Source organism: Pectobacterium artocarpous (genome assembly GCF_046159765.1).
Classification (GTDB): domain Bacteria; phylum Pseudomonadota; class Gammaproteobacteria; order Enterobacterales; family Enterobacteriaceae; genus Pectobacterium.
On the sequence record NZ_JBJXVK010000013.1, the window covers coordinates 53,518 to 77,604 of the forward strand.

Sequence of the window (24,087 nt, forward strand, 5' to 3'; positions counted from 1 at the left end):
TTTCCGCCGCTTTAGCTACTGGTTTCTTTGAATTTCTTCAATAAATGTAAACCTTGCCCTGTTTTTTTGCACAAACATTGCCCGCCGCCTAAATTTACAGGACTTTTTGTTGGATGGAGACAACGCTATGTCCTACTGCCTGATGCCTCGCAATTCTGCTTCAGCCCCCCTGTTACGACGATTTCTTACTGCGCCACATTGGCTGCTGCTTAGCGCGACGCTGCTGTTTTCCAGCCCGTTATTGGCGGCGGAACCGAAGGTGACGGAATTGCAGGATAAGCTGGATCACCCGTGGTCATTAGCATTCTTGCCGGAAGATCAGGGGATACTGATTACGGAACGCGCCGGGAATCTACGCTTATGGAAAGCGGGCAGCGCGCTGTCTGCACCGATAGCGGGTGTACCGACGGTTTTTGCCAAATCACAGGGGGGATTGCTGGAAGTCGCGCTATCGCCGAATTTTGCGCAGAATCGACGCATCTACCTGAGTTTTGCTGAAGAGGGCAGTGATGGTCAAGCGGGAACCGCAGTCGGCTATGGCAAACTCTCCGAGGACAATAAGCGGTTAGAGAACTTCACGGTCTTCTTCCGTCAGGAACCGAAGTTGTCGACGGGTAACCACTTCGGCGGCAAGCTGGCGTTTGATCGACAAGGTCACCTGTTTATCGCGCTGGGTGAAAACAATGAGCGCCCGACCGCACAAGATCTGGATAAATTACAGGGCAAAATTGTGCGTCTGACGGCAGAGGGTAAGGTGCCGCCCGATAACCCGTTTGTGAATACCCCTAATGCGCGGCCGGAAATCTGGTCTTATGGGCACCGCAACCCGCAGGGATTGGCGATTAATCCGTGGTCTGGTGTGCTGTGGGAAAATGAACATGGCCCGAAAGGCGGTGATGAAATCAATATCCCCAAAGCCGGTGAAAATTACGGTTGGCCGGTTGCGACACACGGCATTAACTATTCTGGGTTGAAGATTCCAGAAGCGAAAGGAAAAGAGATTGCAGGGATGGCGAACCCGGATTTCTATTGGGAAAAATCACCGGGCATCAGCGGAATGGCTTTCTACAACAGCGATCGTTTCCCACAGTGGAAAAACTCAGTGTTTATCGGCGCACTGGCAGAGAAGAACTTGATTCGGTTGGCGCTTGATGGTGACAAAGTCGCGTCCCAAGAGCGCTTGCTTGGCGATCGCGGCGAGCGCATTCGCGACGTAAGGCTGGGGCCTGACGGCTACCTTTATTTGCTGACCGATCACGACAATGGCAAATTGCTGAAAGTCGGACTGGAGTAAGAAATCAGGCACCTTACGGTGCCTGTTCTACTCAAGACAGAGGAATCATGACGTGCTTCTGATACGCCGGGCGCTCAGTCAACTGCTGATACCAACGTTCCAGATGCGGATGCGACTGTTGCTCAATCGGCATATTCAGCCAGCCGTAGACGATGCAGCCTAGCGGAATATCGCCAATACCAAACAGTTCGCCGGATAGCCACGGCTGATTAGCCAGGACGGTATCGACAATATCGAACAGGCGTTCGCATTCGGTGATGCCTTTCTGTACTAACGCCATATCGCGTTTTTCCGGCGCGACGCGTACCATATTAATGAACATCGGCCCAAAAGAAACGGCGAGGGCGCTGGCCCAGTCCATCCACTTTTCAGCACTGGCGCGTTTGCCGGGATCCGCGAGATACAGCGAATCCTGACCATACTGTGCCGCCAGATAACGCACGATGGTATTGGATTCCCACAGCACCAGATCGCCGTCCCGCAAACAGGGGATGAGGCCATTAGGGTTCATCGCCAGATAATCGGCTTCATGGGTAAGACCGAATTGCCCACCCGCCGCAATATGCTGATAAGACAGTGTCAGTTCTTCCATGCACCACAGGACTTTCTTTACGTTGGTCGAGTTATCACGACCCCAAATCGTTATCATACCTGCCTCTCTTTCTTCGTGAAGCCTGCCCCGGTCATCCGCGACAGCCGATGAGAAATAATGATATGCTTTTTTAGTCTTTATGATTTAACTTGTCATTCTTAATAATGACAGCAAGTTACATTCAGACAGGAAAGTTACACAATGAAATTGACGCATTCTGTTCGCGCCGTGCTGGGCATCACACTGCTTGCTGCCGGTATGCAACTGGCGATCGCCAGCAGCGATCCGCAGACGATCACATTTGGCGTGGCACCAGGGCCGTATGGCGATATGGTGAATTTGGCGATCAAACCTGAGCTAGTGAAGAAAGGCTACAAGGTTGTCGTGCGTGAATTCAGCGATTATGTTCAGCCCAATCTGGCGCTGGCTAACGGCAGCATCGATGCTAACCTTTTCCAGCATACGCTGTATCTGGAAAAATTTGCTACGGATAAAGGGTTAAAAATTTCCCCGCTGATTACCGTACCAACAGCCAGCATGGGCTTCTACTCGAAGAAGATCACATCTCTGGATGAACTAAAGAAAGGGGATGTCGTCACGCTTTCTAACGACGCCACCAATCTGGCGCGCGGTCTGCGTTTCCTGCAATCGCTGGGGCTGATTACGATTAAGGCGGATATTGATCCTACTAAAGCGTCAGAAAAAGATATTCTTGAGAATCCACGTGGGCTGATTTTCAAACCGATGGAAGCGGCACAGTTGCCGCGCACGCTGGATAGCGTGACGGCATCGCTGGTGAACGGTAATTTCGCGCTGGCATCCGGCCTGAAATTGTCATCGGCCATCAGGCTGGAAACGTTGGATGAGAACCTGAAGAATGTCATTGCCGTGCGTACCGACGATCTCGATAAACCCTTTGTTAAAGATACTAAAGCGATTGTGGAATCACCCGCGTATGCCGCAGTGATCAACGATCCGGCGTTGATGTACAGCCAGTTCCAAAAACCTGAGTGGATGCAGGCGAAAACGCCAGTGCCCGCGCAGTAAGCGTCAGGCTTGCATAGAATACCATTTGGCCGGTCTATGACCGGCTTTCTTCTTTTCCGCTCAGGCCAGGAGTTTGCGGATGATGATTCAGTTAGAAGGGGTAAGCGTTGACTTCTCTCACGGGAAGCAGCCAGAAAACCGCGCGGTAGACAACGTGTCGCTGCACATCCAGCGCGGAGAAGTTTACGGCATTGTTGGCACTAGCGGCGCGGGAAAAAGTACGCTGCTGCGGACCATCAATCTCTTACAGCGGCCGACGTCAGGCCGCGTGCGCGTCAATGGCGTGCTCATCAGCGAACTGTCAGGGCAACCTCTACGGGAACAACGGCAAAAAATCGGCATGATTTTTCAGCATTTCAACCTGATGCAAACGCGTACCGTGGCGGAAAACGTGGCGTTTAGCCTGAAAGCCGCCGGAAAATCCAACGTGGATATCGCGGCGCGCGTGCCGGAAATTCTGAATCTGGTGGGGCTGGCGGATAAAGCGTCGTCTTATCCGGCACAGCTCAGCGGTGGTCAGAAACAGCGCGTAGGCATTGCCCGAGCGATTGCCAACGATCCTGAAGTCTTGCTATGCGATGAGCCAACGTCGGCGCTCGATCTGGAAACCTCAGCCGCCATTCTGGCGCTGTTGAAAGAGATTAACGACAAACTGGGCATTACCATCGTACTGATTTCTCATGAAATGAGCGTGATTAAGGCCGTTTGCGATCGGGTGGCGGTCATGACGGGCGGTCAGGTTGTGGAAGAAGGCGATGTTTTCGATATCTTCGCGACGCCGAAGCACGCGTTCACGCGTCAACTGGTGTCCCACACGCTCGACTTGGCGCTGCCGCCGCGCTTGCTGAAGGATTTGCAGGGCACATTATTGAAGATTTTGTTCGTCGGCGAATCGGCGGAGCAACCCGTGTTGTCGGATGTCGCGACGCGCTTTGGTGTGTCCGTCAATATCCTGCACGGGAAGATCGAATACATCGGCAATCGTGCGCTAGGCATCCTCGTGGCGCTATTGACCCATCCATCCGATCCCGTAAAAGTGGCGGGAGCGGTGGAACATATTCAGGTAAGGACGGCTAACGTGGAGGTGCTGCATGGCTGATTTATGGATCGATCTGGTCGCGGCGTTCGGTGAAACGTTCCAGATGGTGGGGATTTCTACGCTGCTTGCTGTCATCGGCGGTTTACCGCTGGGGCTGCTGATTTATGTCACGGACAGGAATCTGTTCTGGCAAAACCGTGCCGTCTATCTGTTTGGCACCGTACTGGTGAATATTATCCGTTCGATTCCCTTCGTGATTCTGCTGGTCTTGCTGTTACCGCTCACGCAGTTTCTCTTGGGGAATACGATTGGCCCTGTGGCGGCGGCGGTGCCCATGTCGGTGGCGGCAATCGCGTTCTATGCGCGTCTGGTGGATAGCGCACTGCGTGAAATTGACCCTGGTATCGTGGAAGCAGCTGAAGCATTTGGAGCCAGCCCGATGCGCATTATCGGCACGGTGCTGCTGCCAGAGGCAAAAGCAGGGTTATTGCGCGGCCTGACGATTACGCTGGTGAGCCTCATCGGCTATTCGGCGATGGCGGGCATTGTCGGTGGCGGTGGGGTGGGGGATCTGGCGATCCGCTTTGGCTATTACCGCTATGAAACTGAGGTGATGGTGATCACCGTTGTCGCATTGGTTATCCTGGTGCAGGTGGTACAGACGCTGGGGGATTGGTTGTCAAAGCGTGCTGATAAGCGCGAACGCCGCTAGGGATTTTCACGCAGGGCACGAGGACGACGTGACACTGCTATGTTCCTCGTGCTATCCCTTATTTCCTCTGATTGCCTGGTATTTGCATTTTCAGATATTCCTTATTTTTCCTAACTCCTTTTTTTACCAGCATTTTTTTAGACGCTTTCATTTCTTTGACTATCTTTACAGAAGGAGCGGTTTTCATCCCAGAGATGACGCGTTACCTTTATGTGTTACTAAAGTTTTCAAAACATATTGAAAATTAAGAATTTTTAACGACTGATGGACATTGCGGCGAACTCATGAAAACAACTCCTTTCCTGACCAGACTCACGTCTTTCTCTGTAGGTACGGTATTGCTTGTTGGTTTGGTGCCCTTCACCTATGCGGAACAGTTGCCAGCGGTGCCGCAGATCGACGCCAAAGCCTTTATCCTGATGGATTACCATAGCGGCAAAGTGCTGGCGGAGAGCAATGCCGATGAGCGCCTTGATCCTGCCAGCCTGACAAAAATCATGGCGAGCTATGTCATTGGTCAGGCCATTAAATCCGGTAAAATTAGTCCGACGGATGAAGTCACTGTCGGAAAAGATGCCTGGGCAACCGGCAATCCAGCGCTGCGTGGTTCGTCGCTGATGTTCCTTAAGCCGGGTGACCGTATTCCCGTTTCTGAGCTAAATAAAGGCATTGTCATTCAGTCCGGTAACGATGCCAGTATCGCGCTGGCGGATTACGTCGCGGGCAGTCAGGATGCCTTTGTCAGCCTGATGAATAATTATGTGAAGGCACTTAACCTGACGAATACGCATTTCCTTACCGTGCACGGGCTTGATGCCGAAGGGCAGTATAGCACCGCACGCGATATGGCCTTGTTAGGGCAGGCGCTGATTCGCGACGTGCCGGAAGAGTATGCGTTGCACAAGGAAAAAGAGTTCACCTTCAATAACATCCGCCAGCCTAACCGCAACCGCCTGTTGTGGAGCACGAATCTGAATGTGGACGGCGTGAAAACCGGCCATACCAACGGCGCGGGACACAATCTGGTGGCCTCGGCAACGGAAGGCAATATGCGTCTGATCTCCGTGGTACTGGGGGCGCAAACCGATGCTATCCGTTTCCGTGAAAGTGAAAAGCTACTTACATGGGGCTTCCGCTTTTTTGAAACAGTGACGCCTATCAAGGCTGATGCCCCCTTTACCACGCAGCGGGTTTGGTTTGGTACTGAGACAGAAGCGCGACTTGGCGTTGCACAGGACGCGGCGCTGACCATCCCGAAAGGACAAATAAAAAACCTGAAAGCCAGCTTTACGCTCAATCAGCCGCAACTTTCTGCACCGTTAACTAAAAATCAGGTTGTCGGCACCATCGATTTTCAACTGGACGGTAAAAGCATCGGGCAGCGCGAGCTAGTGGCAATGGATGATATCCCTGAGGCGGGTTTCTTTAGCCGTCTCTGGGATACGGTGATGATGAAGGTGCAACAATGGTTCGGTGGGTTATTCGGTTAATTCCCAGAGTGGATTAATTGAATGCCGTTGTTGGCGAAGTAACGTAGGTACTGTTCGCCCGGTGCGCTGTCGGAAATGATCGTATTAAACAGCGTCATTGGGCCGATACAGGCGCGTTTAATTTTACCGAACTTACTGCTGTCTGCCACGATAATGATTCGCTGTGCGGTTGCCATTGCGCGTTGCTTCATACCCAACTCGACAAAGTTAAAACAGGTGGCGCCTGCGTTGAGTTCGATACCGGCCGCAGAAATAAACGCTTTATTCGGGCAGACGTTGTCCAGCTCGCTGCGCTGGTTGAGCGGAGTGAAAATCGCGTTATCTGGATGGTATTCCCCGCCGCACAAAATCACTCTGCATGCCTTTTTTTCCTGTAGAGCCAAAAAGGTATTCAGGGAGTAGCAAATCGCGGTAAAAGGCAGTTCATCAGGAATGGCATCAATGATGAAGGGAATGGTGGTGCCGCAGTCGAAAAAAACGGTATCGTTTGCCTCTACGAGAGGCGCAGCCGCTGTACCGATAGTCTGCTTTTCCCTTACCTGCTTGGTCTGCTGGTCGGAGACAAAATAATTCGTGACGCCGTTATTCTTCAGGTCGCTCACGACGTAACCGCCGAGTAGCATAACGCAGGTGGAATCTGCATTCAGATCGCGGCGCACGGTCATCTCGGACACGCCGAGTAGCTGTGCGGCGTCCTTAAGGTGGAGTTTATCGGTTTTCTTTAATGCCTGAGCCAGTCTGCCGATTCGTTCGTCGCGCCGCGTTTCCATAAAATTCCCAACTCGTAAGCTATTTTTGTTGTTAGTAGTTTCCTGCTGCGGTAGCTTCGCCTGAAACGATGGCAACGCCTGAGCTGGTGCCGATACGTGTGGCGCCAGCTTCAATCATACGCTGGGCCGTTTGGCGATCGCGAACCGCGCCGGATGCTTTGACACCCATCTCGCTGCCGACGGTGCGACGCATCAGCCGAACGTGTTCTTCGAGTGCGCCGCCTGTGCTGAAACCGGTAGACGTTTTGACGAACGCCACATCCAACTGATGACACATTTCACACACCAGAACAATCTGTTTGTCATCAAGCAGACAGGTTTCCAATATTACCTTCAACGGTATAGTGGCGCAAACCTCGCGCACGGCCTTAATATCTGCCAGAACGTCTGCAATCTTCCCGCTTTTGAGCCAGCCGACATTAATTACCATGTCAATTTCCTGAGCACCGGCATCAATCGCTGCTTTAGCTTCAAAAGCCTTGCTGGCCGTCAGGCCTGCACCGAGAGGGAAACCGATAACAGAGCACACCTGAACGTCAGCACCTTTCAGCTTTTCGGCGACTAAGGGAACGTAACCTGAATTCACACAAACGGCATAAAAACGGTGTGCTATCGCTTCCTCACACAGCGTGATGATTTGCTGTTCGGTGGCATTGGCGGCCAGCAGTGTGTGGTCGATATAGCGTGCGTAGTCAGTCATGGTAAATCCTCGGTGATAGCGATAAAAAATCAGATAGCGTGATTATGACACTCAATGATTTTTATGTCATAATAATAACAATGAAATTAATTTTTGTTATTTTAATAACAAAAAATGAAGCGGATGTGTGGATATCGGGAAATAGGGAAGAGGTATACTCTAAGTAATTCAAATTTCAAGACAAAACGTTAACGTTTTGAACAGCGCTTGCGCTGACCCCGAAGGGGGGGGGCCACAAGGCCGAATCACGCGGCAAGAGAAGGCCAAATTCGTCGGGAACGATTTGGCCAGCCAACGGCTGGCCTTCGGTGAGAGGCAGGATGTCTCTCATTGTCATCCCGATGAGCTTACACAGGTAAGTATTCGGGTGGCTGACAAATCTGCCAGAGGCAGGTTTGAACGCTGCTTGCAGCGGCCCCTGCGGGGCGAGGTCCACGTAAGTGGGCCGAGTAGTGCAGCCAACGCACATGCAATTTGAAGTATGGCGAGTATAAGTAGAAAAGAAAACGCCCATCGCTCTTGAACCTGAAGGGCGGGAACGATGGGCTCCTCAATAAGGGGGATCAAAGAAAAGCAGTGGCACTTATTCAGACTTTATGGCAAAGAAAAAGTTCTCGCTTCTTTGGAAAAATATTGACGATTTTTTACATTTTTTCAGCCAGGTAGTTCAGGCCATATAATCACGATAAGTGAACCCGCCAATGTCAGCAGCACGTTAGCGATAGCATAGGTGCCCGCATAGCCGAGAGCAGGGATGTTACTGCGAGCCGTATCGCTGATAATGTCCATGGCAGGGGCGCAGGTTCGTGCGCCCATCATCGCGCCAAACAGCAGCGCCCGGTTCATTTTCAGTACATAGGCACCGAACAGGAAACAAATCACCACTGGCACCAGGCTGACAATGAGTCCCGAAGCCAGCATCTGGATACCGACTTCTCCAAGGCTACTGTTGATTGTGCTGCCCGCGCTCAGCCCAACGCCTGCCATAAAGACCATCAGGCCAAATTCTTTGACCATGTTGAGTGCGCCTTGCGGGATATAGCCGAAGGTCGGGTGGTTGGCGCGCAGGAACCCCAGCATGATGCCGGCAAACAGCAATCCAGCTGCGTTACCGATACCAAAAGTGAAGTTGCTGAATTGAATGGTGATCAGCCCGACCATTACACCGATAACGAAAAATGCGCAGAAGGCCAGCAGATCGGTAACCTGGCTGTGAATAGAAATAAACCCGATTCTGTCAGCAATACTTTTTACCCGACGGGCGTCGCCGCTGACCTGCAAGACATCCCCCTTATTTAGCACGACGCTATCGTCAATCGGCATTTCAATCTGGCTGCGGACAATACGATTCAGGAAACAGCCGTGATCGGTCAGCTTCAATTGGCTCAGGCGCTTGCCAACGGCATTGTGATTTTTGACGACGATCTCTTCCGTCACGATGCGCATGTCCAGCAAATCGCGGTCGAAAACTTCCTTGCCGTCGCGGAAATTGGGGTTCAAGCGAGCGTGTGAGTCTGGATAGCCGACCAGCGCGATCTCATCACCGATTTGCAAGACGGCGTCGCCGTCGGGGCTGGCCAGAATCCCGTTGCGTCGGATGCGCTCAATGTAGCAGCCAGTCTGACGATAGATTCCCAGTTCGCGCAAATTCTTGCCGTCCGCCCAGGCAACCAACTCCGGCCCGACGCGATAGGCGCGAATGACTGGCAGATAGACTTTTCTCTGGCTGTCTGCATCCAGCCCGCGCTCGCGTGCAATCTGCTGCGCGCTGGTGGGCAGATCCTGATGCTGGAGTTTGGGCAGATAACGTGCGCCAAAAATGAGACTGACCAGCCCGACCAGATAGGTCAACGCATAGCCCAAACTCAGGTGATCTTGCTCAATACCGAACTGGCTTCCCATGCTGGCGGTATTGCGCAGCGTGTCGCCCGCGCCGACCAGCACCGGCGTCGATGTCATGGAACCGGCCAGCATCCCCGCCGTCAGGCCAATTCCCCAGCCAAATAATTTACCTAACCCCAGCGCCAGTAGCATCGCACTACCTACCATCACCAGCGCCAGCATGAAATAATTTTTCCCGTCGCGGAAGAAAATAGAAAAGAAATTGGGCCCGGCTTCCACTCCCACACAAAAAATAAATAACATAAAACCGAGACTCAGCGCTTCAGTATTAATCGAAAAATGTTGTTGACCGAGTAATAAAGAAACAACTAAAACGCCAATAGAATTACCGAGTTGTACAGATCCGAGGCGCAATTTCCCCAGACAGAGTCCTAATGAAAGAACCACGAATAACAGCAGAATGTAATTCCCGTTTAACAAATTAGCGACGTTTATATTCATGGGGTGTAACTTGTTGTTTACCAGTAAGTTCTTGATGTTATTCATTATAACGGCTAGATTTAGCCATGAAATACATGAATTCCCGTGACGGTATCAATACGCGTCAGCTGAAAGGAATCAGCCTCGTTCAGTATAATTTATCCGATAAAAATTGTTCAGTGTAATTATTGTTTAATTTAATGATTGTGGCGTCGCTGTTGAAGGCATGCCGCAGGTTAGCGTCTTTTTCTACTGATAATCTGCGCGTCGAATAAATCGTAGCGAAGGCTCATGTTTTTCATATCGGGGAATAAGATACCCATCGTTTTTACCATGCCACATGTTTTCCTGCATGTTTCGGTATCTGGTTGATACAGGTTGGGAGGCACATTGAAAGGGGGCATTTATGGCAAAAAATAAAGGTTGGGTGGGGGCGACCTGCTGTTTTCTCTTGTTCAACATGGTCTTCCTCAGTCAAAAGGTTGAGGTATCGGATATCGCGGTGGATGATGGGCTGCGTGGCAGTCCGGGGATGTTACTTTTTCTATTGCCCGGTATGGTGGCCTGTTTTCTCTCTGCGCGTGGCCGCTTGCTTTATCCACTGTTTGGCGCGCTGGCAGCGATGCCAGTGTGCTTGCTGGTGCTTCACCTGTGGAATACGCCGATGCGTTCTTTCTGGCAGGAGTTGGCCTACGTGATGAGTGCGGTCTTTTGGTGTGTGTTCGGGGCGCTGGGCGTGCTGTGTTTACGCAGCCTTTATCGACGTTATCTTCGCTAAGCGTCTACCTCATACCCATAAAAAAGCGCGGACTTTCGCCGCGCTGTTGTCCTGCCAGTTTGATGATTATGACTGGAACAGGGCCAGATGCTCTTTCGCATAGGCTTCAAAATCAGTGCAACCACCGATGTGTTTTTCATCCAGGAAAATTTGCGGTACGGTTTCAACCGGCTTTCCTACCGTCTTAGACAAATCTTCCTTTGAGATGCCTTCTGCATGGATGTCTACATAGCGGAAGCTGAAGTCATCACGTTGCTCGGCCAGTTTTTCTGCCAGTTCTTTCGCACGTACACAATAAGGGCAAGCTGGGCGCCCGAAAATTACAGCGAACATGTAAACTCCTTTGTAAAATTAGAAAATGTGCTCATTCTTGAAACGCATAGCGTGACGTCTGTTGCAGACAAGGTCACGACTAAAAGTGTTACGGTTAATAAGGTTACAGCGAATCGCGCTACTATGCCCGTATTCATTGGTGAAAAAAAGTAGTCATTACCTGTTACAACGATTTGCTGAAGCTATATACCCGTCATACTGCAAGCTGCATGTGTGTTGGCTGCACTACTCGACACACATGCGTGTGCCTCGCCCCGTTGGGGCCGTTGCAAGCAGCGTTCAAACCTGCCTCTGGCAGATTTGTCAGCCACCCGAATCACTTACCTGTGTAAGCTCATCGGGATGATAATGAGAGACAGGATGTCTCTCACCGAAGGCCAGCCAACGGCTGGCCAAATTCGTTCCCGACGAATTTGGCCTTCTCTTACCGCCTTCCTGCAACTTGAATTATTTAGGATATAGATGTAATAACTTTACCGACTGAAGGATGCCAGTGTGACACCAACCATTGATTTGCTACAGCGCCACCGTTCTATTCGCGCGTTTACGTCTCAGGCCGTGACGGATGAACAACGCCACGCCATTATTACCTCCGCACAAAGCGCGTCCAGCTCCAGCTTTCTACAATGCAGTTCAATTATCCGTATTACCGATCCTGCCGTGCGTGAAACGCTAGTGCATTATACCGGCGAGCAAGGCTATGTGGCGCAGGCTGCAGAGTTTTGGGTTTTTTGTGCCGATTTCCACCGCCATGTGGAGATCTTACCACAGGCAGAAACCGGGTTGGCCGAGCAGTTGCTGATTGGCTGTGTCGATACCGCTATTATGGCGCAAAATGCGCTGGTCGCCGCCGAGTCGCTCGGGTTGGGCGGCGTATTTATCGGCGGGATCCGTAACCGTATTGCTGATGTGACACAGTTGCTGCAATTGCCGACGTTAGTTATACCATTGTTTGGCCTGTGTCTGGGGCATCCAGACGGGGAACCGATGCTGAAACCGCGTATGCCAACCGCCATGATGCTGCATGAAAATGTCTATCAGCCACTCGACCGTGATGTGCTGGCACAATACGACCAGCAAATGGTGGAATATTACCTGGAGCGTACCGGTAGCCGCCGCGAGAGCTGGAGTGAGCACATCGAGCGGACGCTGAAAAAAGAGTTACGTCCATTCATGCTGGACTACTTACATCAACAAGGATGGGCGATACGCTAGTATCTGTAGGATCTTTATGAAGATAGCCATTCTGTCTCGTGATGGGGCGTTATATTCCTGCAAACGTCTGCGTGAAGCGGCTGAGGCACGCAAGCACAGCGTTGAGATTATCGATCCGCTTTCCTGCTACATGAATATCAATTCCGCAGCGCCGTCGGTGCATTACCGTGGTCGTCGGCTGGATAAATACGACGCGGTTATTCCGCGCATTGGTTCACAGATTACGTTTTACGGCACGGCGGTATTGCGCCAGTTTGAAATGCTGGGAAGCTACCCGCTGAACAATTCTGTCGCGGTCATTCGCGCCCGCGACAAACTGCATTCACTGCAACTGCTGGCCCGAGAAGGCATTGATCTGCCAATCACCGGTTTTGCCCACTCGCCGGATGATACTGGTGACCTGATCGCGATGGTAGGCGGCGCGCCGCTAGTCGTCAAACTGGTGGAAGGCACTCAGGGGATTGGCGTGGTATTGGCTGAGACGCGTCAGGCAGCGGAAAGCGTGATTGATGCCTTTCGTGGGCTGAATGCCCATATTCTGGTGCAGGAATTCGTGCGTGAAGCGCAGGGTAAAGATATCCGCTGTCTTGTTATCGGCAATCGGGTTGTTGCGGCGATTGAACGGCAGGCGAAAGCGGGGGAGTTCCGTTCAAACTTGCATCGCGGCGGTTCGGCGAATAACGTGAAAATTACAGAACAGGAGCGTGCGATTGCCATCAAGGCGACGAAAACGCTGGGGCTGAATGTCGCAGGTGTTGACATTTTGCGTGCGGAACGAGGGCCGCTGGTGATGGAAGTCAATGCCTCCCCGGGGCTGGAAGGGATTGAAACGACGACAGGATTCGATATTGCTGGCATGATGATCGAGTTTATTGAGCAAAATACTCAGAGACGCTTCGCAACATCGACAACAATAAGTAAAAGTTAGCTTTCTGAAACAGGGGCTGCGCCGTAAAATACGGCGTTCCCTATGGGCGTGTGGGCATTGTGCAGCGTGCGTCGTCGCGCAGCCGAACAAGGAATGCGGGTGATGGTGCGCTTTTATCATGGCATCATCGCGCAATATTCCGTAAGCTATGGGCCGTTTTTAACGATGTTTTTGTTTTACGGCAGTTCTGTTTTACGTTTTAACATCGCTCTGGTGTGAGTGGTGCTTTCTTTATCAACAACGCTGTTTTTACGATCAACAACGCTGTTTTTACGGCGACAGGTATGAGGCAAACATGATGGATTCACTCATCGTCCCGGATTTGGCTATGCTACGGCGGTGGCTGGATCAACTAAATATTCTGTATTTCGAATGTGATTCTTGTCAGGCGCTCCATCTTCCTCATATGCAAAATTTTGATGGTGTGTTTGATGCGAAAGTTGATCTGGTAGATAACGTGATCCTGTTTTCTGCACTGGCTGAAGTGAAGCCCAGCGCGCTGATTCCTCTGGTCGGCGATCTGAGTCAAATCAATGCCAGCTCGTTGACCGTCAAGGCGTTTATCGATGTTCAGGACGATAACCTGCCGAAGCTGATTGTCTGCCAGTCACTCAGCGTTGCCGCTGGCATGACACTGGAGCAGTTCCGACATTTCATGCAGCAGTCCGAAGAACAGATCTCAATGGTGATCCTTGAAGCCGGCGCTAATAATCTGCTGTTTATCGGCGAGGAAGAAGAGGGCTCTGCTGTAAGAGTCACAACCTCACATCTGCATTGATACGGTTGCTGCTAAAGGCAGCAATTGGTTTTACTTATTCCCCCTGTTGCCGACATTTATTCTGGTTATTTCGCATTGTTGCCAGATATTTCTCTTTGTTTGTCGCTAAACGCCTGCATCACATCGATAAAATGTGAATAAATAATCGTTAAAACCCATTTTTTACGTTCAAGTATGGTGCACAGGATGTTGTGGGGTTATGCTTTATTCCTGTAAGGAACAGACAGCTGAATCAGAGCTATGTCTGTGTCTGGGCGAATAAAAATCGGTGCATACTCATTCATCGGTTTGATAGCGCGGCAGGACATATTTTGTATCGGAACGATACTTATTTCCCACGAATCACCCCCTGTATGGAGGAAGGAACGGATGTTCACCCAACGTAAAAAATGGCTATCGGGTGTTGTTACCGGCTTGCTGATGGCCGCGTCCGTCACCGCATCTGCGGAAGAGAAAACGCTGCATGTTTATAACTGGTCCGACTATATTGCACCGGACACGTTAGCCAATTTCCAGAAAGAAACCGGCATTAAGGTCGTCTATGACGTGTTTGATTCCAACGAAGTGCTGGAAGGCAAACTCATGGCGGGCAGTACAGGTTTTGATCTGGTCGTGCCTTCTGCTAGTTTTCTGGAGCGTCAGCTCTCTGCGGGCGTTTTTCAGCCATTAGATAAGAGCAAACTACCGAATTACAAAAATCTGGATCCTGAGCTGATGAAGCTGATTGCGCAGCACGATCCCGGTAACAAATATGCCTTGCCTTACCTGTGGGCCACCACGGGTATCGGCTATAACGTTGAGAAAGTCAAAGCCGCACTGGGTGCTGATGCACCGGTTGACAGCTGGGATCTGGTACTGAAGCCAGAGAATCTGGAAAAACTGAAAAGCTGCGGCGTCTCCTTCCTGGATGCACCGGAAGAGATCTTTGCAACCGTGCTGAATTATCAGGGTAAAGATCCGAACAGTACCAAACCGGGTGATTACACCACGTCTGCAACCGACCTGTTGTTGAAACTGCGTCCGAGCATTCGCTACTTCCATTCATCGCAGTACATCAACGACCTGGCAAACGGCGATATCTGCGTCGCGGTAGGCTGGGCTGGCGACATTTTGCAGGCAGGAAACCGTGCGAAAGAAGCGAAGAACGGGGTGAATATCCAATACAGCATTCCGAAAGAAGGCGCGTTGGCATTCTTTGATGTCCTCGCCATTCCAAAAGATGCTAAGAATCTGGATGAAGCCTATGCGTTTCTGGATTACCTGATGAAGCCGGAAGTGATGGCGGGAATCAGTAACCACGTGTATTACGCGAGCGGTAACCTGGCATCCTTGCCGCTGGTCAACGAAGATATTCGTAACAACCCAGGCGTCTATCCGCCAGCGGATGTGCGAGCCAAACTGTTTACGCTTAAGGTGCAGTCTCCTCAGATTGACCGTACGCGTACGCGCGCATGGACTAAGGTTAAAAGCGGCAAATAGCCTCTAGCTGGACAGTTGCCCAAGAGCTTGACGGTTGCTGATTGCGGCAACCGGAAAATGGATGGGTATAAAGTGTGGCAAAAAACAGGCGGAGATACCGCCTGTTTGCGCTCTATATTGTGTCACATCGTTGAATGCAAAAGCGCCGAATGGCGGCATTTGCGGTGTGGCTTGTTTTGCTTTTGCCGGAGAGCAATGCGAAGTGAATGACGCGATCCCCCGCCCTCAATCAAAACCTCAAAAAGCGGTTACTCCGCTGCTGGAAGTGCGTAACCTGACAAAGTCATTCGATGGTCAGGCTGCCGTAGATGATGTCAGCCTGACGATTTATAAAGGCGAAATTTTTGCTCTGCTGGGTGCGTCCGGCTGTGGGAAATCCACGCTGCTGCGTATGTTGGCGGGTTTTGAGCTCCCCACGCAGGGGCAGATTGTTCTGGATGGTCAGGATTTGTCATTGGTGCCGCCTTATCAGCGTCCCATCAATATGATGTTTCAGTCTTATGCGCTTTTTCCACACATGACAGTGGAAAAGAATATCGCGTTTGGTTTAAAGCAGGATAAATTACCGCGCGCAGAGATCAAAGATCGTGTGGAAGAGATGCTGTCGCTGGTGCATATGCAGGAGTTTGCCAACCGTAAACCACATCAGCTTTCCGGCGGTCAGCGTCAACGTGTGGCGCTGGCACGCAGTCTGGCGAAGCGTCCCAAACTGCTGTTGTTGGACGAACCGATGGGCGCGTTGGACAAGAAACTGCGTGACCGCATGCAGCTCGAAGTTGTCGATATTCTGGAACGCGTGGGCGTGACCTGCGTGATGGTGACGCACGATCAGGAAGAGGCCATGACCATGGCAGGCCGGATTGCCATTATGAATCGCGGTAAATTCGTACAGATTGGCGAGCCGGAAGAGATTTATGAGCACCCGAACACCCGTTTCAGTGCGGAGTTCATCGGCTCGGTCAATATGTTTGAAGGGATTTTGCAGGAACGTCAGGACGATGCACTGATCATCAAAAGCCCTGGGCTGGTGCATCCGCTGAAAGTGGATTCGGATGTCTCGGTAGTGGATGGCGTTCCGGTCTACATCGCGTTACGCCCAGAGAAAATCATGCTGTGTGAAGAGGTTCCGGCCGACGGTTGTAACTTCGCGGTAGGGGAAGTGGTGCATATCGCCTATCTGGGCGATTTGTCGATTTACCACGTCAGACTTAACAGCGGGCAGATCATCAGCGCGCAATTACAAAATGCCTACCGTTATCGCAAAGGCATGCCGACCTGGGGGGATGAGGTCCGGCTGTGTTGGGATGCGGATAGCTGTGTGGTTCTGACGGTGTAGCGAGGAAGAATGCCATGACTCTATTTCCCGAACATAACACGGCGGAACCACCGGGTAAGGCCAGACTCTGGCTCCGTGTACTGATGGCGCGCTGGCGTCAAAAACACGGACGTAAGTCCGTCATCGCGCTGCCATATCTGTGGCTGCTGCTACTGTTTATGTTGCCGTTCCTGATCGTGTTTAAGATCAGTCTTGCAGAGATGGCGCGGGCGATCCCGCCGTATACCGATCTGGTTTCCTGGATGGACGACAAGTTGGATATTTCCCTGAATCTTGGGAATTACCTGCATTTGTTGGACGACCCGCTGTATTTCGATGCCTATATGCAATCGCTGCAGGTTGCTGCCGTGTCGACGCTGTGCTGTCTGCTTATTGGCTACCCGCTGGCCTGGGCGGTGGCACACAGTAAACCTTCAACGCGTAATATTCTGTTATTACTGGTGATCCTTCCCTCCTGGACGTCATTCCTGATTCGCGTCTACGCCTGGATGGGGATTCTGAAAAACAACGGTATCCTGAATAACTTCCTGCTGTGGCTGGGCGTGATCGATGAACCGTTGGTCATTTTGCATACTAATTTGGCGGTTTATATCGGCGTTGTGTACTCCTATTTGCCGTTTATGGTATTGCCGATCTACACCGCGCTGATGCGGCTGGATTACTCGTTGGTGGAAGCGTCGCTGGATCTGGGGGCTCGGCCGCTGAAAACCTTCTTCAGTGTGATTGTTCCGCTAACGAAAGGCGGAATTATTGCGGGATCGATGCTGGTCTTCATCCCAGCGGTGGGGGAGTACGTCATCCCAGAACTGCTCGGCGGGCCAGATAGCATCATGATCGGCCGTATTCTGTGGCAGGAATTCTTCAATAACCGAGACTGGCCGGTGGCGTCTGCCGTTGCCGTTGTCATGCTGCTGCTGTTGATTATGCCGATTATCTGGTTCCACAAACATCAGAGCAAAAGTGCGGGAGGTGAGGCGTGAATAATTTACCTGTTGTTCGCTCACCGTGGCGTATTGTGATTTTGGTGCTGTGTTTTACGTTCCTTTATGCGCCGATGCTGATGCTGGTGATCTACTCGTTCAACAGCTCCAAGTTGGTTACCGTATGGGCAGGCTGGTCGGCACGCTGGTACGTCGAGCTTTTCCACAATACGGCGATGATCAGCGCTGTGCTCCTGAGCCTGACGATTGCTGCCGCCTCGGCCACGATGGCCGTGATTCTTGGAACGATCGCCGCTGTGGTCATGGTGCGTTTTGGCCGTTTCCGTGGCTCCAATGGATTTGCCTTTATGCTGACGGCACCGCTGGTTATGCCTGATGTGATTACCGGTCTGTCGCTGCTGTTGCTCTTTGTTGCGTTAGGGCATGCCATTGGATGGCCAGCGGAAAGAGGGATGTTAACGATCTGGTTGGCGCATGTCACGTTTTGTACCGCGTATGTCACTGTGGTGATCAGTGCGCGCCTGCGTGAACTTGACCGTTCTATTGAAGAAGCGGCGATGGATCTGGGTGCTAATCCGCTCAAGGTGTTCTTCATTATTACGGTGCCAATGATTGCCCCTGCGCTGCTGTCCGGCTGGCTGCTGGCGTTTACGCTGTCGCTGGACGATCTGGTTATCGCCAGCTTCGTGGCAGGGCCTGGTTCAACAACATTGCCAATGCTGGTGTTCTCCAGCGTCAGAATGGGCGTTAATCCACAAATTAACGCATTGGCTTCCCTGATATTGTTAGTCGTTGGTATTATTGGCTTTATCGCCTGGTGGTTTATGGCGAGAGCAGAGAAACAGCGCTATCGTGATATGCAAAAAGCGAGACGCGGCTGATTCGATCTCTCACCGTAATTGGTTAGCCTAGCGAAGATTTCCAGCAACGCCGCCAGAGTATGGGGGCGTTGTTGTTTTATATTCGCATTAAATTTATATCTGTATCCAATTTTATGTGGGTGTCGTATTTTGGGCGGGTAACTGGCCGCATGAAGGGAGTGCGTTGAAATTCTGTACATGAAGAAGGAAATGACACAACGCAAAGTTTATGCCCCGGTGCCAGTCATGGTGGCGGGGATTGCGATTATTGCGACCCGTTTTTTGGGGATTTTGCTGCTGGTGTGGGAGTTAGGGCTCAGCGATCTTAGCGGTTGGATTGGCAGCAACGCGGCAGCCTGGGATTCAACGCTGGTGTTACTGTTATCGCTTGTTGTTGTCGGCGTTGAGATTCGCTGCGGCTTTGCTGTTTTGGCGGGAGTGAACTGGGGACGATGGGGTTATGTGGCCTGCCAGGCTGCGGTGGTGTGTTACCTGTTGCTGGCATCGTTCAGTGAGTTTATGCCAGCGATATTCCATATTTCAGGAGAGAACCATGCTGCCGTGCTGCATCAGCTCTTGCTGCAAAAAATTCCGGATCTTCTGGTGATTGTTTTACTGTTTCTACCACGACGCAGTAAGCGTTTTTTTCTGCGTCAGAAATAGACATTTCTCTCTCCTGAGTTACTCGGGCTGCTGGTGTCGCTCATGACCACGCGGAAAGATCGCAGGGTGACGCCATCAGAGTGGTATAATCCTCTCATCCCGTATTATTTTTAATAGTTAGATTTTTATGCATTGTGCTCGCTACAGCATGGGAACCTGTCGTTCCTGCCAATGGCTGGAAAAAGCCTACCCCCAGCAGCTATCCGATAAGCAGCAGCATCTTGAAGGCTTGCTACAGCCGCACGCTGTGCAGCGCTGGCTGCCGGTGCAGTCCTCTGCGCAGTCCGCCTTTCGTAATAAAGCCAAAATGGTGGTGAGCGGAAGTGTGGAGCGCCCACTGCTAGGGATGTTGCATCGTGATGGAACGGCGGTGGATCTCTGTGATTGCCCGCTTTATCCATCCAACTTCGTGCCGGTTTTCGATGTGCTTAAAGTCTTTATCCCCCGAGCGGGGCTGACGCCTTATAACGTCGCGAGACGCCGTGGGGAACTGAAATATCTGCTGCTGACGGAAAGTACGCTGCGTGGCACGTTTATGCTGCGCTTTGTTTTACGTTCGGAAACCAAACTGGCGCAGTTGCGTGCCGCATTGCCTTGGCTACAGCAGCAGTTGCCGCAGCTTGAGGTGATATCCGCCAACATTCAGCCGGTACATCAGGCGATTATGGAAGGGAAAACAGAAATTATCCTGAGTGAGGCAGCCGCGTTGGCCGAACAGTTCAATCAGGTGCCGCTGTATATCCGTCCGCAAAGTTTTTTCCAGACGAACCCGCAGGTGACTGCCGCGCTGTATGCAACAGCCCGCGACTGGGTTGCAGAGCTGAATATCACCAGCATGTGGGATCTGTTTTGCGGAGTAGGGGGGTTTGGCCTGCACTGTGCGTCACCCGAGATGCGTTTGACGGGCATTGAAATCAGCGCCGAGGCGATAGCCTGTGCACGCCGTTCTGCGGAACAGATTGGGCTGAAACAGGTGGAGTTTCAGGCGTTGGATTCAACGCAGTTCGCGACAAGGAAAACGGAAATCCCTGATCTGGTATTAGTCAACCCGCCGCGCCGTGGTATCGGCAGCGAGCTGTGCGCCTACCTGAGCCGTATGGCACCGGACTATATTCTTTACTCCAGCTGTAACGCTGAAAGCATGGCAAAAGACATGACAGAACTGACGAATTACCGTGCGCTGCGCGTACAGCTGTTCGATATGTTCCCGCATACAGCACATTACGAAGTGTTGACGTTATTGAAGCGGAAAATATAGGAAAAACGAGGATATCTACGTTTTTTGTAGGGTTTCTACCGTAGGCGTAATAAGTGGAAGTGTAGAACCGTATTGATAAAACCATTTGCGGAACGAGAACGGTGATAATGGAATAGAAGAGTAAAGCGTTTGTGCCATGGATGGCGCAATCCGAGCATACAAGAACGTATTCTCAGCGCCTTTACGATCTATCCATTATCACCGCTCTAGGCACTTTATCGACATCTTAACGCGGTGCATTCACACCGCGCTAAGCGAAGCGATCTTTATTGCGGAAACCACTTATCATTGATGGCGTTGTACGTGCCGTCAGCTTTGATGGCATCCAGCGCTTTATTCAGTTTTTCCAGCAACGCTTTGTCATCGGGACGAACGGCGATGCCCAATCCGGTGCCGAAGTATTCGGCATCGGTCACGTGTTCGCCAACTGTCGCCAGTTCAGGGTTCGTTTTAATCCACTCGTTGACGACGGCGGTATCACCGAATACGCCATCAATACGGCCATTTTTCAGATCCAGAACCGCATTCTGGTAGCTGTCGTATGAGACAGTTTGCACTTCCGGGTGCTTATCATGCATGTATTTCTGGTGCGTAGTGCCGTTTTCCATCCCAATACGTTTGCCTTTCATCGCCGCAAAATCGCTGAATTTCCCTTTTTGCGCGATAACGACGGCAGAGTTGGCATAGTAAGGTTGCGTGAACGCGACTTGTTTACCGCGTTCTGGCGTGATGTCCATACCGGAAATCACCGCGTCATAGCGACGGAATTTCAGCGCAGGAATCAGGCTGTCAAACGCCTGATTGGTGAACGTACAAGTCGCCTGCATGTGTTTACACAGCTCTTTTGCCAGATCCATATCGAAGCCAACGATTTCATTGTTAGCATCCAGTGATTCAAAGGGGGGATAGGTAGCTGATGAGGCAAAACGGATGGTGTCTGCGGCGGTGGCGTTGAAGGTAATTCCAGCCAGTAACGTGGCGAGCACTAATTTTTTCATTGACCAACTCCTGTCTGTTTTTTTATCGGATAGTGGTGCGGAAGGGTTCCGGTGTCATAGTAATTACCATGGCACTCATTGAATTTATATGCAATTAAAATGATTAATAAATCGGTTGTTTGCGTGTTTTTACATCTACAGGAAATAAAAAATATCCTCCGGCTATGCCGGAGGATGTTTTTTTATGCACAAACGCTTGTTAGCCTAAAAAATTCAATAGCTTGATATCTACACTGTCCGTTTTGCCATCAAGTTCAGCCAGCAAGTTCTTGAAGTGCTCGCTCTGCTCATGTGAGGCAAGAGCATCCCGATCTTTCCAGCGTTCGAAGAACACAAACGATCCGGCTTTATCTATGACTTCATGCAGATCGTACTGTACATTGCCTGCTTCCTGTCGGCTAGGCGCCACCACGCGTTTTAGCACTGCGGTAACGTCTGCAATGAACTCTGCTTTTACCTGAATAGTGGCAACAATGCGAATTTCCATATACATCCCTTATTTATCAATGAAAAGATAATGATATCAGATGCCAATCTACGGTTAATTTCAAGCATTCATCAACAAACGGATGCATTCGAATAGCTTTACGCTTATCCTTATCCCCCGCCGTATCAGTCCCAAAACCAACCGAAAGACGATGCTTTTCTACTGACCTCCGGAGCGCAATTCCATGACCGCACAGCCCACTATTCTTAAAATCCGTCGCCCTGACGATTGGCACATTCATCTGCGTGATGATCGGATGCTGGAAACTGTTCTCCCCTATACCAGTCGTTTCTTTGGTCGCGCAATTGTTATGCCTAACCTGACGCCGCCGATTACCAGCGTGGCCAGCGCTATCGCGTATCGGAAACGTATTTTAGGCGCGGTTCCGCAAGGCGATAATTTTCACCCGCTGATGACGTGCTACTTGACCGATACGCTGAATGCCAATGAAATTGTGAATGGCTTTGAGCAAGGCGTTTTTACCGCTGCTAAATTATACCCCGCCAACGCCACAACGAACTCCAGCCACGGGGTAACCCGCGTTGCCAATATCTCCGGTATTCTGGAGAAAATGCAAAAAATGGGTATGCCGTTGCTCATTCACGGTGAAGTTACTGACGCTGCCGTTGATATTTTCGATCGGGAAGCGCGCTTCATCGAAACGGTGCTGGAACCATTACGCCAACAGTTTCCTGAGCTAAAGGTCGTCCTTGAGCACATCACGACGAAAGAAGCCGCGCAGTACGTTGTTGCCGGTAATGATTATCTCGCCGCAACCATTACACCGCAGCATCTGATGTTTAACCGCAACCATATGTTGGTTGGCGGCGTTCGTCCTCACCTGTATTGCCTGCCGATCTTAAAACGTAATACCCATCAGCAGGCGCTACGTGAAGCCGTAGCCAGCGGCTGTGAACGCCTTTTCCTCGGTACTGACTCCGCCCCTCACGCAAAATACAGGAAAGAATCCAGTTGCGGCTGTGCCGGTGTGTTCAATGCTCAGGCAGCATTAAGTACCTACGCCACCGTTTTTGAAGAAATGAACGCGCTTGATAAACTTGAAGCCTTCTGCTCCCTGAACGGCCCACGTTTTTATGGCCTGCCGGTGAACGACAGTTGGATTGAGCTTTACCGTGAGACGGTCACGTTCCCGGAAGAAATCTCTCTTGGTGACGAGTCGCTCATCCCCTTCCTGGCCGGACAAAGTCTTAACTGGTCTGTCCGTTAATCGACCTGCCTATCCGCATTATGCCGATGGGCTAAATTTTATTGCGTATCTTGTTCTTCACTTATAATAACTGTATAAATAAACAGTGTAAAATTTGGGGGTCACCATGCGCGTAGAAATCACGCTTGCAAAGACAACGCCTTTACCCGCCGGTGCGATTGAAGCACTCTGGCATGAGCTGGAAAAGCGTATTCATAAAATTTATCCCGATACGCCCATTCAGGTTCGTTATGCATCCGCAAATAGCCTGACGGTAATTGGAGCAGGAAAAGACGACAAAGATCGTATCTCTGAAATCTTGCAGGAAACGTGGGAAAGCGCCGACGATTGGTTTACGGCACAATAATCTAAAGCTTGAAAAATAACGAAGATATAGGCTGTAATGGCAGTTTAAAGCGGCATTTCGCCATGTGCTATGACCGAGGGTATCTGTTATGACGGTAGAAAAACCAGAAGAGGCAATGACATTCGGAGAACTGCTGGAACTGATTGGTGAGCAGCAACGTAAAATTGATGCTCTGGAACTCGCCTTTTCATCTCTGGCATTCTGCCTTGATGAAAAAGCCAGCAAACTGATGATTCACAATTTAACATTGGAATCTCAAAATGAGAATCGAGATCCCGCAATGAAGAAATACCTTGCCCGGCTTGCCGCTGCATTAGAGAACAACACAGGAATCAGTGCTGAATAATGTTCTGCCCCCAGTGACAACACCCTCGGGATGAAAATCTATTCGTCCCGATATTTCATCAGATACATCACTTACGCCTTCGTCATATCTGCCTGTATAATTTTTTTTACACAAAAAATGAAAATATTTCCCATAAAACAATTAAGC

The 24,087-nt window shown here is 50.9% G+C and carries 25 protein-coding genes; 18 read left to right on the forward strand and 7 right to left on the reverse strand.

Annotated features, from left to right (window positions below; all coding sequences use genetic code 11):
- The first annotated feature begins 127 nt into the window (after positions 1-127).
- The gene (locus ACKQAD_RS10200; protein ID WP_409160055.1) at positions 128-1,294 is read left to right on the forward strand and encodes a PQQ-dependent sugar dehydrogenase; all 1,167 of its coding nucleotides are present in this window, start codon (positions 128-130) and stop codon (positions 1,292-1,294) included.
- A 31-nt stretch (positions 1,295-1,325) separates the two neighbouring features.
- On the opposite strand, the gene ACKQAD_RS10205 is transcribed toward ACKQAD_RS10200, so the two are convergent.
- Positions 1,326-1,943: a glutathione S-transferase family protein gene (locus ACKQAD_RS10205; protein ID WP_409160056.1), complete on the reverse strand. Its 618-nt coding sequence runs from the start codon at positions 1,941-1,943 to the stop codon at positions 1,326-1,328.
- A gap of 144 nt (positions 1,944-2,087) precedes the next feature.
- Here ACKQAD_RS10205 and ACKQAD_RS10210 point away from each other — a divergent pair, with 144 nt between their 5' ends.
- The 4 genes from ACKQAD_RS10210 (at position 2,088) to ACKQAD_RS10225 (ending at position 6,174) form a co-directional block, all read left to right on the forward strand.
- The gene (locus tag ACKQAD_RS10210; RefSeq protein WP_409160057.1) at positions 2,088-2,933 is read left to right on the forward strand and encodes a MetQ/NlpA family ABC transporter substrate-binding protein; all 846 of its coding nucleotides are present in this window, start codon (positions 2,088-2,090) and stop codon (positions 2,931-2,933) included.
- Between the two features lie 82 nt (positions 2,934-3,015).
- Complete coding sequence (locus ACKQAD_RS10215) at positions 3,016-4,032, forward strand: methionine ABC transporter ATP-binding protein (protein WP_409160111.1); 1,017 nt, start codon at positions 3,016-3,018, stop codon at positions 4,030-4,032.
- Complete coding sequence (locus ACKQAD_RS10220) at positions 4,025-4,684, forward strand: methionine ABC transporter permease (RefSeq protein WP_180777004.1); 660 nt, start codon at positions 4,025-4,027, stop codon at positions 4,682-4,684. Before ACKQAD_RS10215 ends, ACKQAD_RS10220 begins: the two co-directional genes overlap by 8 nt.
- A gap of 284 nt (positions 4,685-4,968) precedes the next feature.
- The gene (locus ACKQAD_RS10225) at positions 4,969-6,174 is read left to right on the forward strand and encodes a serine hydrolase (RefSeq protein WP_409160058.1); all 1,206 of its coding nucleotides are present in this window, start codon (positions 4,969-4,971) and stop codon (positions 6,172-6,174) included.
- Here the strand turns inward: ACKQAD_RS10225 and deoR are convergent.
- The 3 genes from deoR to ACKQAD_RS10240 form a co-directional block, all read right to left on the reverse strand.
- Positions 6,171-6,944: a DNA-binding transcriptional repressor DeoR gene (gene deoR / locus ACKQAD_RS10230; RefSeq protein ID WP_409160059.1), complete on the reverse strand. Its 774-nt coding sequence runs from the start codon at positions 6,942-6,944 to the stop codon at positions 6,171-6,173. The genes ACKQAD_RS10225 and deoR overlap by 4 nt on opposite strands.
- Positions 6,945-6,975: 31 nt before the next feature.
- Positions 6,976-7,644 carry a deoxyribose-phosphate aldolase gene (deoC, locus tag ACKQAD_RS10235; RefSeq protein WP_409160060.1) on the reverse strand — a complete coding sequence of 223 codons (669 nt, stop codon included), beginning with the start codon at positions 7,642-7,644 and terminating at the stop codon, positions 6,976-6,978.
- Positions 7,645-8,298: 654 nt separating this feature from the next.
- A complete protein-coding gene (locus ACKQAD_RS10240) occupies positions 8,299-9,987 on the reverse strand; it encodes an aspartate:alanine antiporter (RefSeq protein WP_409160061.1) in 1,689 nt (562 codons plus the stop codon).
- A gap of 385 nt (positions 9,988-10,372) precedes the next feature.
- Between ACKQAD_RS10240 and ACKQAD_RS10245 the strand changes: the two genes are divergently transcribed.
- A complete protein-coding gene (locus ACKQAD_RS10245; RefSeq protein WP_409160062.1) occupies positions 10,373-10,744 on the forward strand; it encodes an inner membrane protein YbjM in 372 nt (123 codons plus the stop codon).
- Positions 10,745-10,810: 66 nt separating this feature from the next.
- Here ACKQAD_RS10245 and ACKQAD_RS10250 read toward each other — a convergent pair whose 3' ends face one another.
- The gene (locus tag ACKQAD_RS10250; protein ID WP_010277298.1) at positions 10,811-11,077 is read right to left on the reverse strand and encodes a GrxA family glutaredoxin; all 267 of its coding nucleotides are present in this window, start codon (positions 11,075-11,077) and stop codon (positions 10,811-10,813) included.
- A gap of 495 nt (positions 11,078-11,572) precedes the next feature.
- Between ACKQAD_RS10250 and nfsA the strand changes: the two genes are divergently transcribed.
- From nfsA to rlmC, 9 genes are all read left to right on the forward strand, one after another.
- Complete coding sequence (gene nfsA / locus ACKQAD_RS10255) at positions 11,573-12,292, forward strand: oxygen-insensitive NADPH nitroreductase (RefSeq protein WP_409160063.1); 720 nt, start codon at positions 11,573-11,575, stop codon at positions 12,290-12,292.
- A gap of 16 nt (positions 12,293-12,308) precedes the next feature.
- Positions 12,309-13,220 carry a 30S ribosomal protein S6--L-glutamate ligase gene (gene rimK, locus ACKQAD_RS10260; protein ID WP_409160064.1) on the forward strand — a complete coding sequence of 304 codons (912 nt, stop codon included), beginning with the start codon at positions 12,309-12,311 and terminating at the stop codon, positions 13,218-13,220.
- Between the two features lie 298 nt (positions 13,221-13,518).
- A complete protein-coding gene (locus ACKQAD_RS10265; RefSeq protein ID WP_409160112.1) occupies positions 13,519-13,998 on the forward strand; it encodes a type III secretion system chaperone family protein in 480 nt (159 codons plus the stop codon).
- A gap of 369 nt (positions 13,999-14,367) precedes the next feature.
- On the forward strand, positions 14,368-15,477 hold the full coding sequence (gene potF, locus ACKQAD_RS10270; RefSeq protein WP_409160065.1) for a spermidine/putrescine ABC transporter substrate-binding protein PotF: 1,110 nt from the start codon (positions 14,368-14,370) through the stop codon (positions 15,475-15,477).
- A 202-nt stretch (positions 15,478-15,679) separates the two neighbouring features.
- Complete coding sequence (gene potG / locus ACKQAD_RS10275) at positions 15,680-16,813, forward strand: putrescine ABC transporter ATP-binding subunit PotG (protein ID WP_409160113.1); 1,134 nt, start codon at positions 15,680-15,682, stop codon at positions 16,811-16,813.
- A 14-nt stretch (positions 16,814-16,827) separates the two neighbouring features.
- Complete coding sequence (potH, locus tag ACKQAD_RS10280; RefSeq protein ID WP_409160066.1) at positions 16,828-17,793, forward strand: putrescine ABC transporter permease PotH; 966 nt, start codon at positions 16,828-16,830, stop codon at positions 17,791-17,793.
- Entirely contained in the window at positions 17,790-18,635 is an 846-nt protein-coding gene (potI, locus tag ACKQAD_RS10285; RefSeq protein ID WP_010277277.1) for a putrescine ABC transporter permease PotI, read from the forward strand. The genes potH and potI overlap by 4 nt, the downstream gene beginning before the upstream one ends.
- Positions 18,636-18,824: 189 nt before the next feature.
- A complete protein-coding gene (locus ACKQAD_RS10290) occupies positions 18,825-19,277 on the forward strand; it encodes a YbjO family protein (protein ID WP_409160067.1) in 453 nt (150 codons plus the stop codon).
- 127 nt (positions 19,278-19,404) lie between these two features.
- Complete coding sequence (rlmC, locus tag ACKQAD_RS10295) at positions 19,405-20,535, forward strand: 23S rRNA (uracil(747)-C(5))-methyltransferase RlmC (protein WP_409160068.1); 1,131 nt, start codon at positions 19,405-19,407, stop codon at positions 20,533-20,535.
- 266 nt (positions 20,536-20,801) lie between these two features.
- Here the strand turns inward: rlmC and artJ are convergent, their stop codons facing one another.
- Positions 20,802-21,533: an arginine ABC transporter substrate-binding protein gene (gene artJ / locus ACKQAD_RS10300; RefSeq protein ID WP_409160069.1), complete on the reverse strand. Its 732-nt coding sequence runs from the start codon at positions 21,531-21,533 to the stop codon at positions 20,802-20,804.
- Positions 21,534-21,732: 199 nt separating this feature from the next.
- Positions 21,733-22,020 (reverse strand): putative quinol monooxygenase, encoded by a 288-nt coding sequence (locus ACKQAD_RS10305; protein WP_409160070.1) that lies wholly within the window; start codon positions 22,018-22,020, stop codon positions 21,733-21,735.
- Between the two features lie 184 nt (positions 22,021-22,204).
- On the opposite strand from ACKQAD_RS10305, the gene pyrC reads away from it, so the two are divergent.
- The 3 genes from pyrC (at position 22,205) to ACKQAD_RS10320 (ending at position 23,940) form a co-directional block, all read left to right on the forward strand.
- A complete protein-coding gene (pyrC, locus tag ACKQAD_RS10310) occupies positions 22,205-23,248 on the forward strand; it encodes a dihydroorotase (RefSeq protein WP_409160071.1) in 1,044 nt (347 codons plus the stop codon).
- Between the two features lie 106 nt (positions 23,249-23,354).
- A complete protein-coding gene (gene dinI / locus ACKQAD_RS10315) occupies positions 23,355-23,594 on the forward strand; it encodes a DNA damage-inducible protein I (RefSeq protein ID WP_409160072.1) in 240 nt (79 codons plus the stop codon).
- A gap of 88 nt (positions 23,595-23,682) precedes the next feature.
- Complete coding sequence (locus tag ACKQAD_RS10320; protein WP_409160073.1) at positions 23,683-23,940, forward strand: hypothetical protein; 258 nt, start codon at positions 23,683-23,685, stop codon at positions 23,938-23,940.
- Positions 23,941-24,087: the final 147 nt, after the last annotated feature.

What these genes read in the sequence shown, in the direction of transcription:
- ACKQAD_RS10200 (WP_409160055.1), top strand. Translation starts at nt 128, where the DNA reads ATGTCCTACTGCCTGATGCCTCGCAATTCTGCTTCAGCCCCCCTGTTA.
- ACKQAD_RS10205 (WP_409160056.1), bottom strand. Translation starts at nt 1,943, where the DNA reads ATGATAACGATTTGGGGTCGTGATAACTCGACCAACGTAAAGAAAGTC.
- ACKQAD_RS10210 (WP_409160057.1), top strand. Translation starts at nt 2,088, where the DNA reads ATGAAATTGACGCATTCTGTTCGCGCCGTGCTGGGCATCACACTGCTT.
- ACKQAD_RS10215 (WP_409160111.1), top strand. Translation starts at nt 3,016, where the DNA reads ATGATTCAGTTAGAAGGGGTAAGCGTTGACTTCTCTCACGGGAAGCAG.
- ACKQAD_RS10220 (WP_180777004.1), top strand. Translation starts at nt 4,025, where the DNA reads ATGGCTGATTTATGGATCGATCTGGTCGCGGCGTTCGGTGAAACGTTC.
- ACKQAD_RS10225 (WP_409160058.1), top strand. Translation starts at nt 4,969, where the DNA reads ATGAAAACAACTCCTTTCCTGACCAGACTCACGTCTTTCTCTGTAGGT.
- deoR (WP_409160059.1), bottom strand. Translation starts at nt 6,944, where the DNA reads ATGGAAACGCGGCGCGACGAACGAATCGGCAGACTGGCTCAGGCATTA.
- deoC (WP_409160060.1), bottom strand. Translation starts at nt 7,644, where the DNA reads ATGACTGACTACGCACGCTATATCGACCACACACTGCTGGCCGCCAAT.
- ACKQAD_RS10240 (WP_409160061.1), bottom strand. Translation starts at nt 9,987, where the DNA reads ATGAATATAAACGTCGCTAATTTGTTAAACGGGAATTACATTCTGCTG.
- ACKQAD_RS10245 (WP_409160062.1), top strand. Translation starts at nt 10,373, where the DNA reads ATGGCAAAAAATAAAGGTTGGGTGGGGGCGACCTGCTGTTTTCTCTTG.
- ACKQAD_RS10250 (WP_010277298.1), bottom strand. Translation starts at nt 11,077, where the DNA reads ATGTTCGCTGTAATTTTCGGGCGCCCAGCTTGCCCTTATTGTGTACGT.
- rimK (WP_409160064.1), top strand. Translation starts at nt 12,309, where the DNA reads ATGAAGATAGCCATTCTGTCTCGTGATGGGGCGTTATATTCCTGCAAA.
- ACKQAD_RS10265 (WP_409160112.1), top strand. Translation starts at nt 13,519, where the DNA reads ATGGATTCACTCATCGTCCCGGATTTGGCTATGCTACGGCGGTGGCTG.
- potF (WP_409160065.1), top strand. Translation starts at nt 14,368, where the DNA reads ATGTTCACCCAACGTAAAAAATGGCTATCGGGTGTTGTTACCGGCTTG.
- potH (WP_409160066.1), top strand. Translation starts at nt 16,828, where the DNA reads ATGACTCTATTTCCCGAACATAACACGGCGGAACCACCGGGTAAGGCC.
- ACKQAD_RS10290 (WP_409160067.1), top strand. Translation starts at nt 18,825, where the DNA reads ATGACACAACGCAAAGTTTATGCCCCGGTGCCAGTCATGGTGGCGGGG.
- rlmC (WP_409160068.1), top strand. Translation starts at nt 19,405, where the DNA reads ATGCATTGTGCTCGCTACAGCATGGGAACCTGTCGTTCCTGCCAATGG.
- artJ (WP_409160069.1), bottom strand. Translation starts at nt 21,533, where the DNA reads ATGAAAAAATTAGTGCTCGCCACGTTACTGGCTGGAATTACCTTCAAC.
- ACKQAD_RS10305 (WP_409160070.1), bottom strand. Translation starts at nt 22,020, where the DNA reads ATGGAAATTCGCATTGTTGCCACTATTCAGGTAAAAGCAGAGTTCATT.
- pyrC (WP_409160071.1), top strand. Translation starts at nt 22,205, where the DNA reads ATGACCGCACAGCCCACTATTCTTAAAATCCGTCGCCCTGACGATTGG.
- dinI (WP_409160072.1), top strand. Translation starts at nt 23,355, where the DNA reads ATGCGCGTAGAAATCACGCTTGCAAAGACAACGCCTTTACCCGCCGGT.
- ACKQAD_RS10320 (WP_409160073.1), top strand. Translation starts at nt 23,683, where the DNA reads ATGACGGTAGAAAAACCAGAAGAGGCAATGACATTCGGAGAACTGCTG.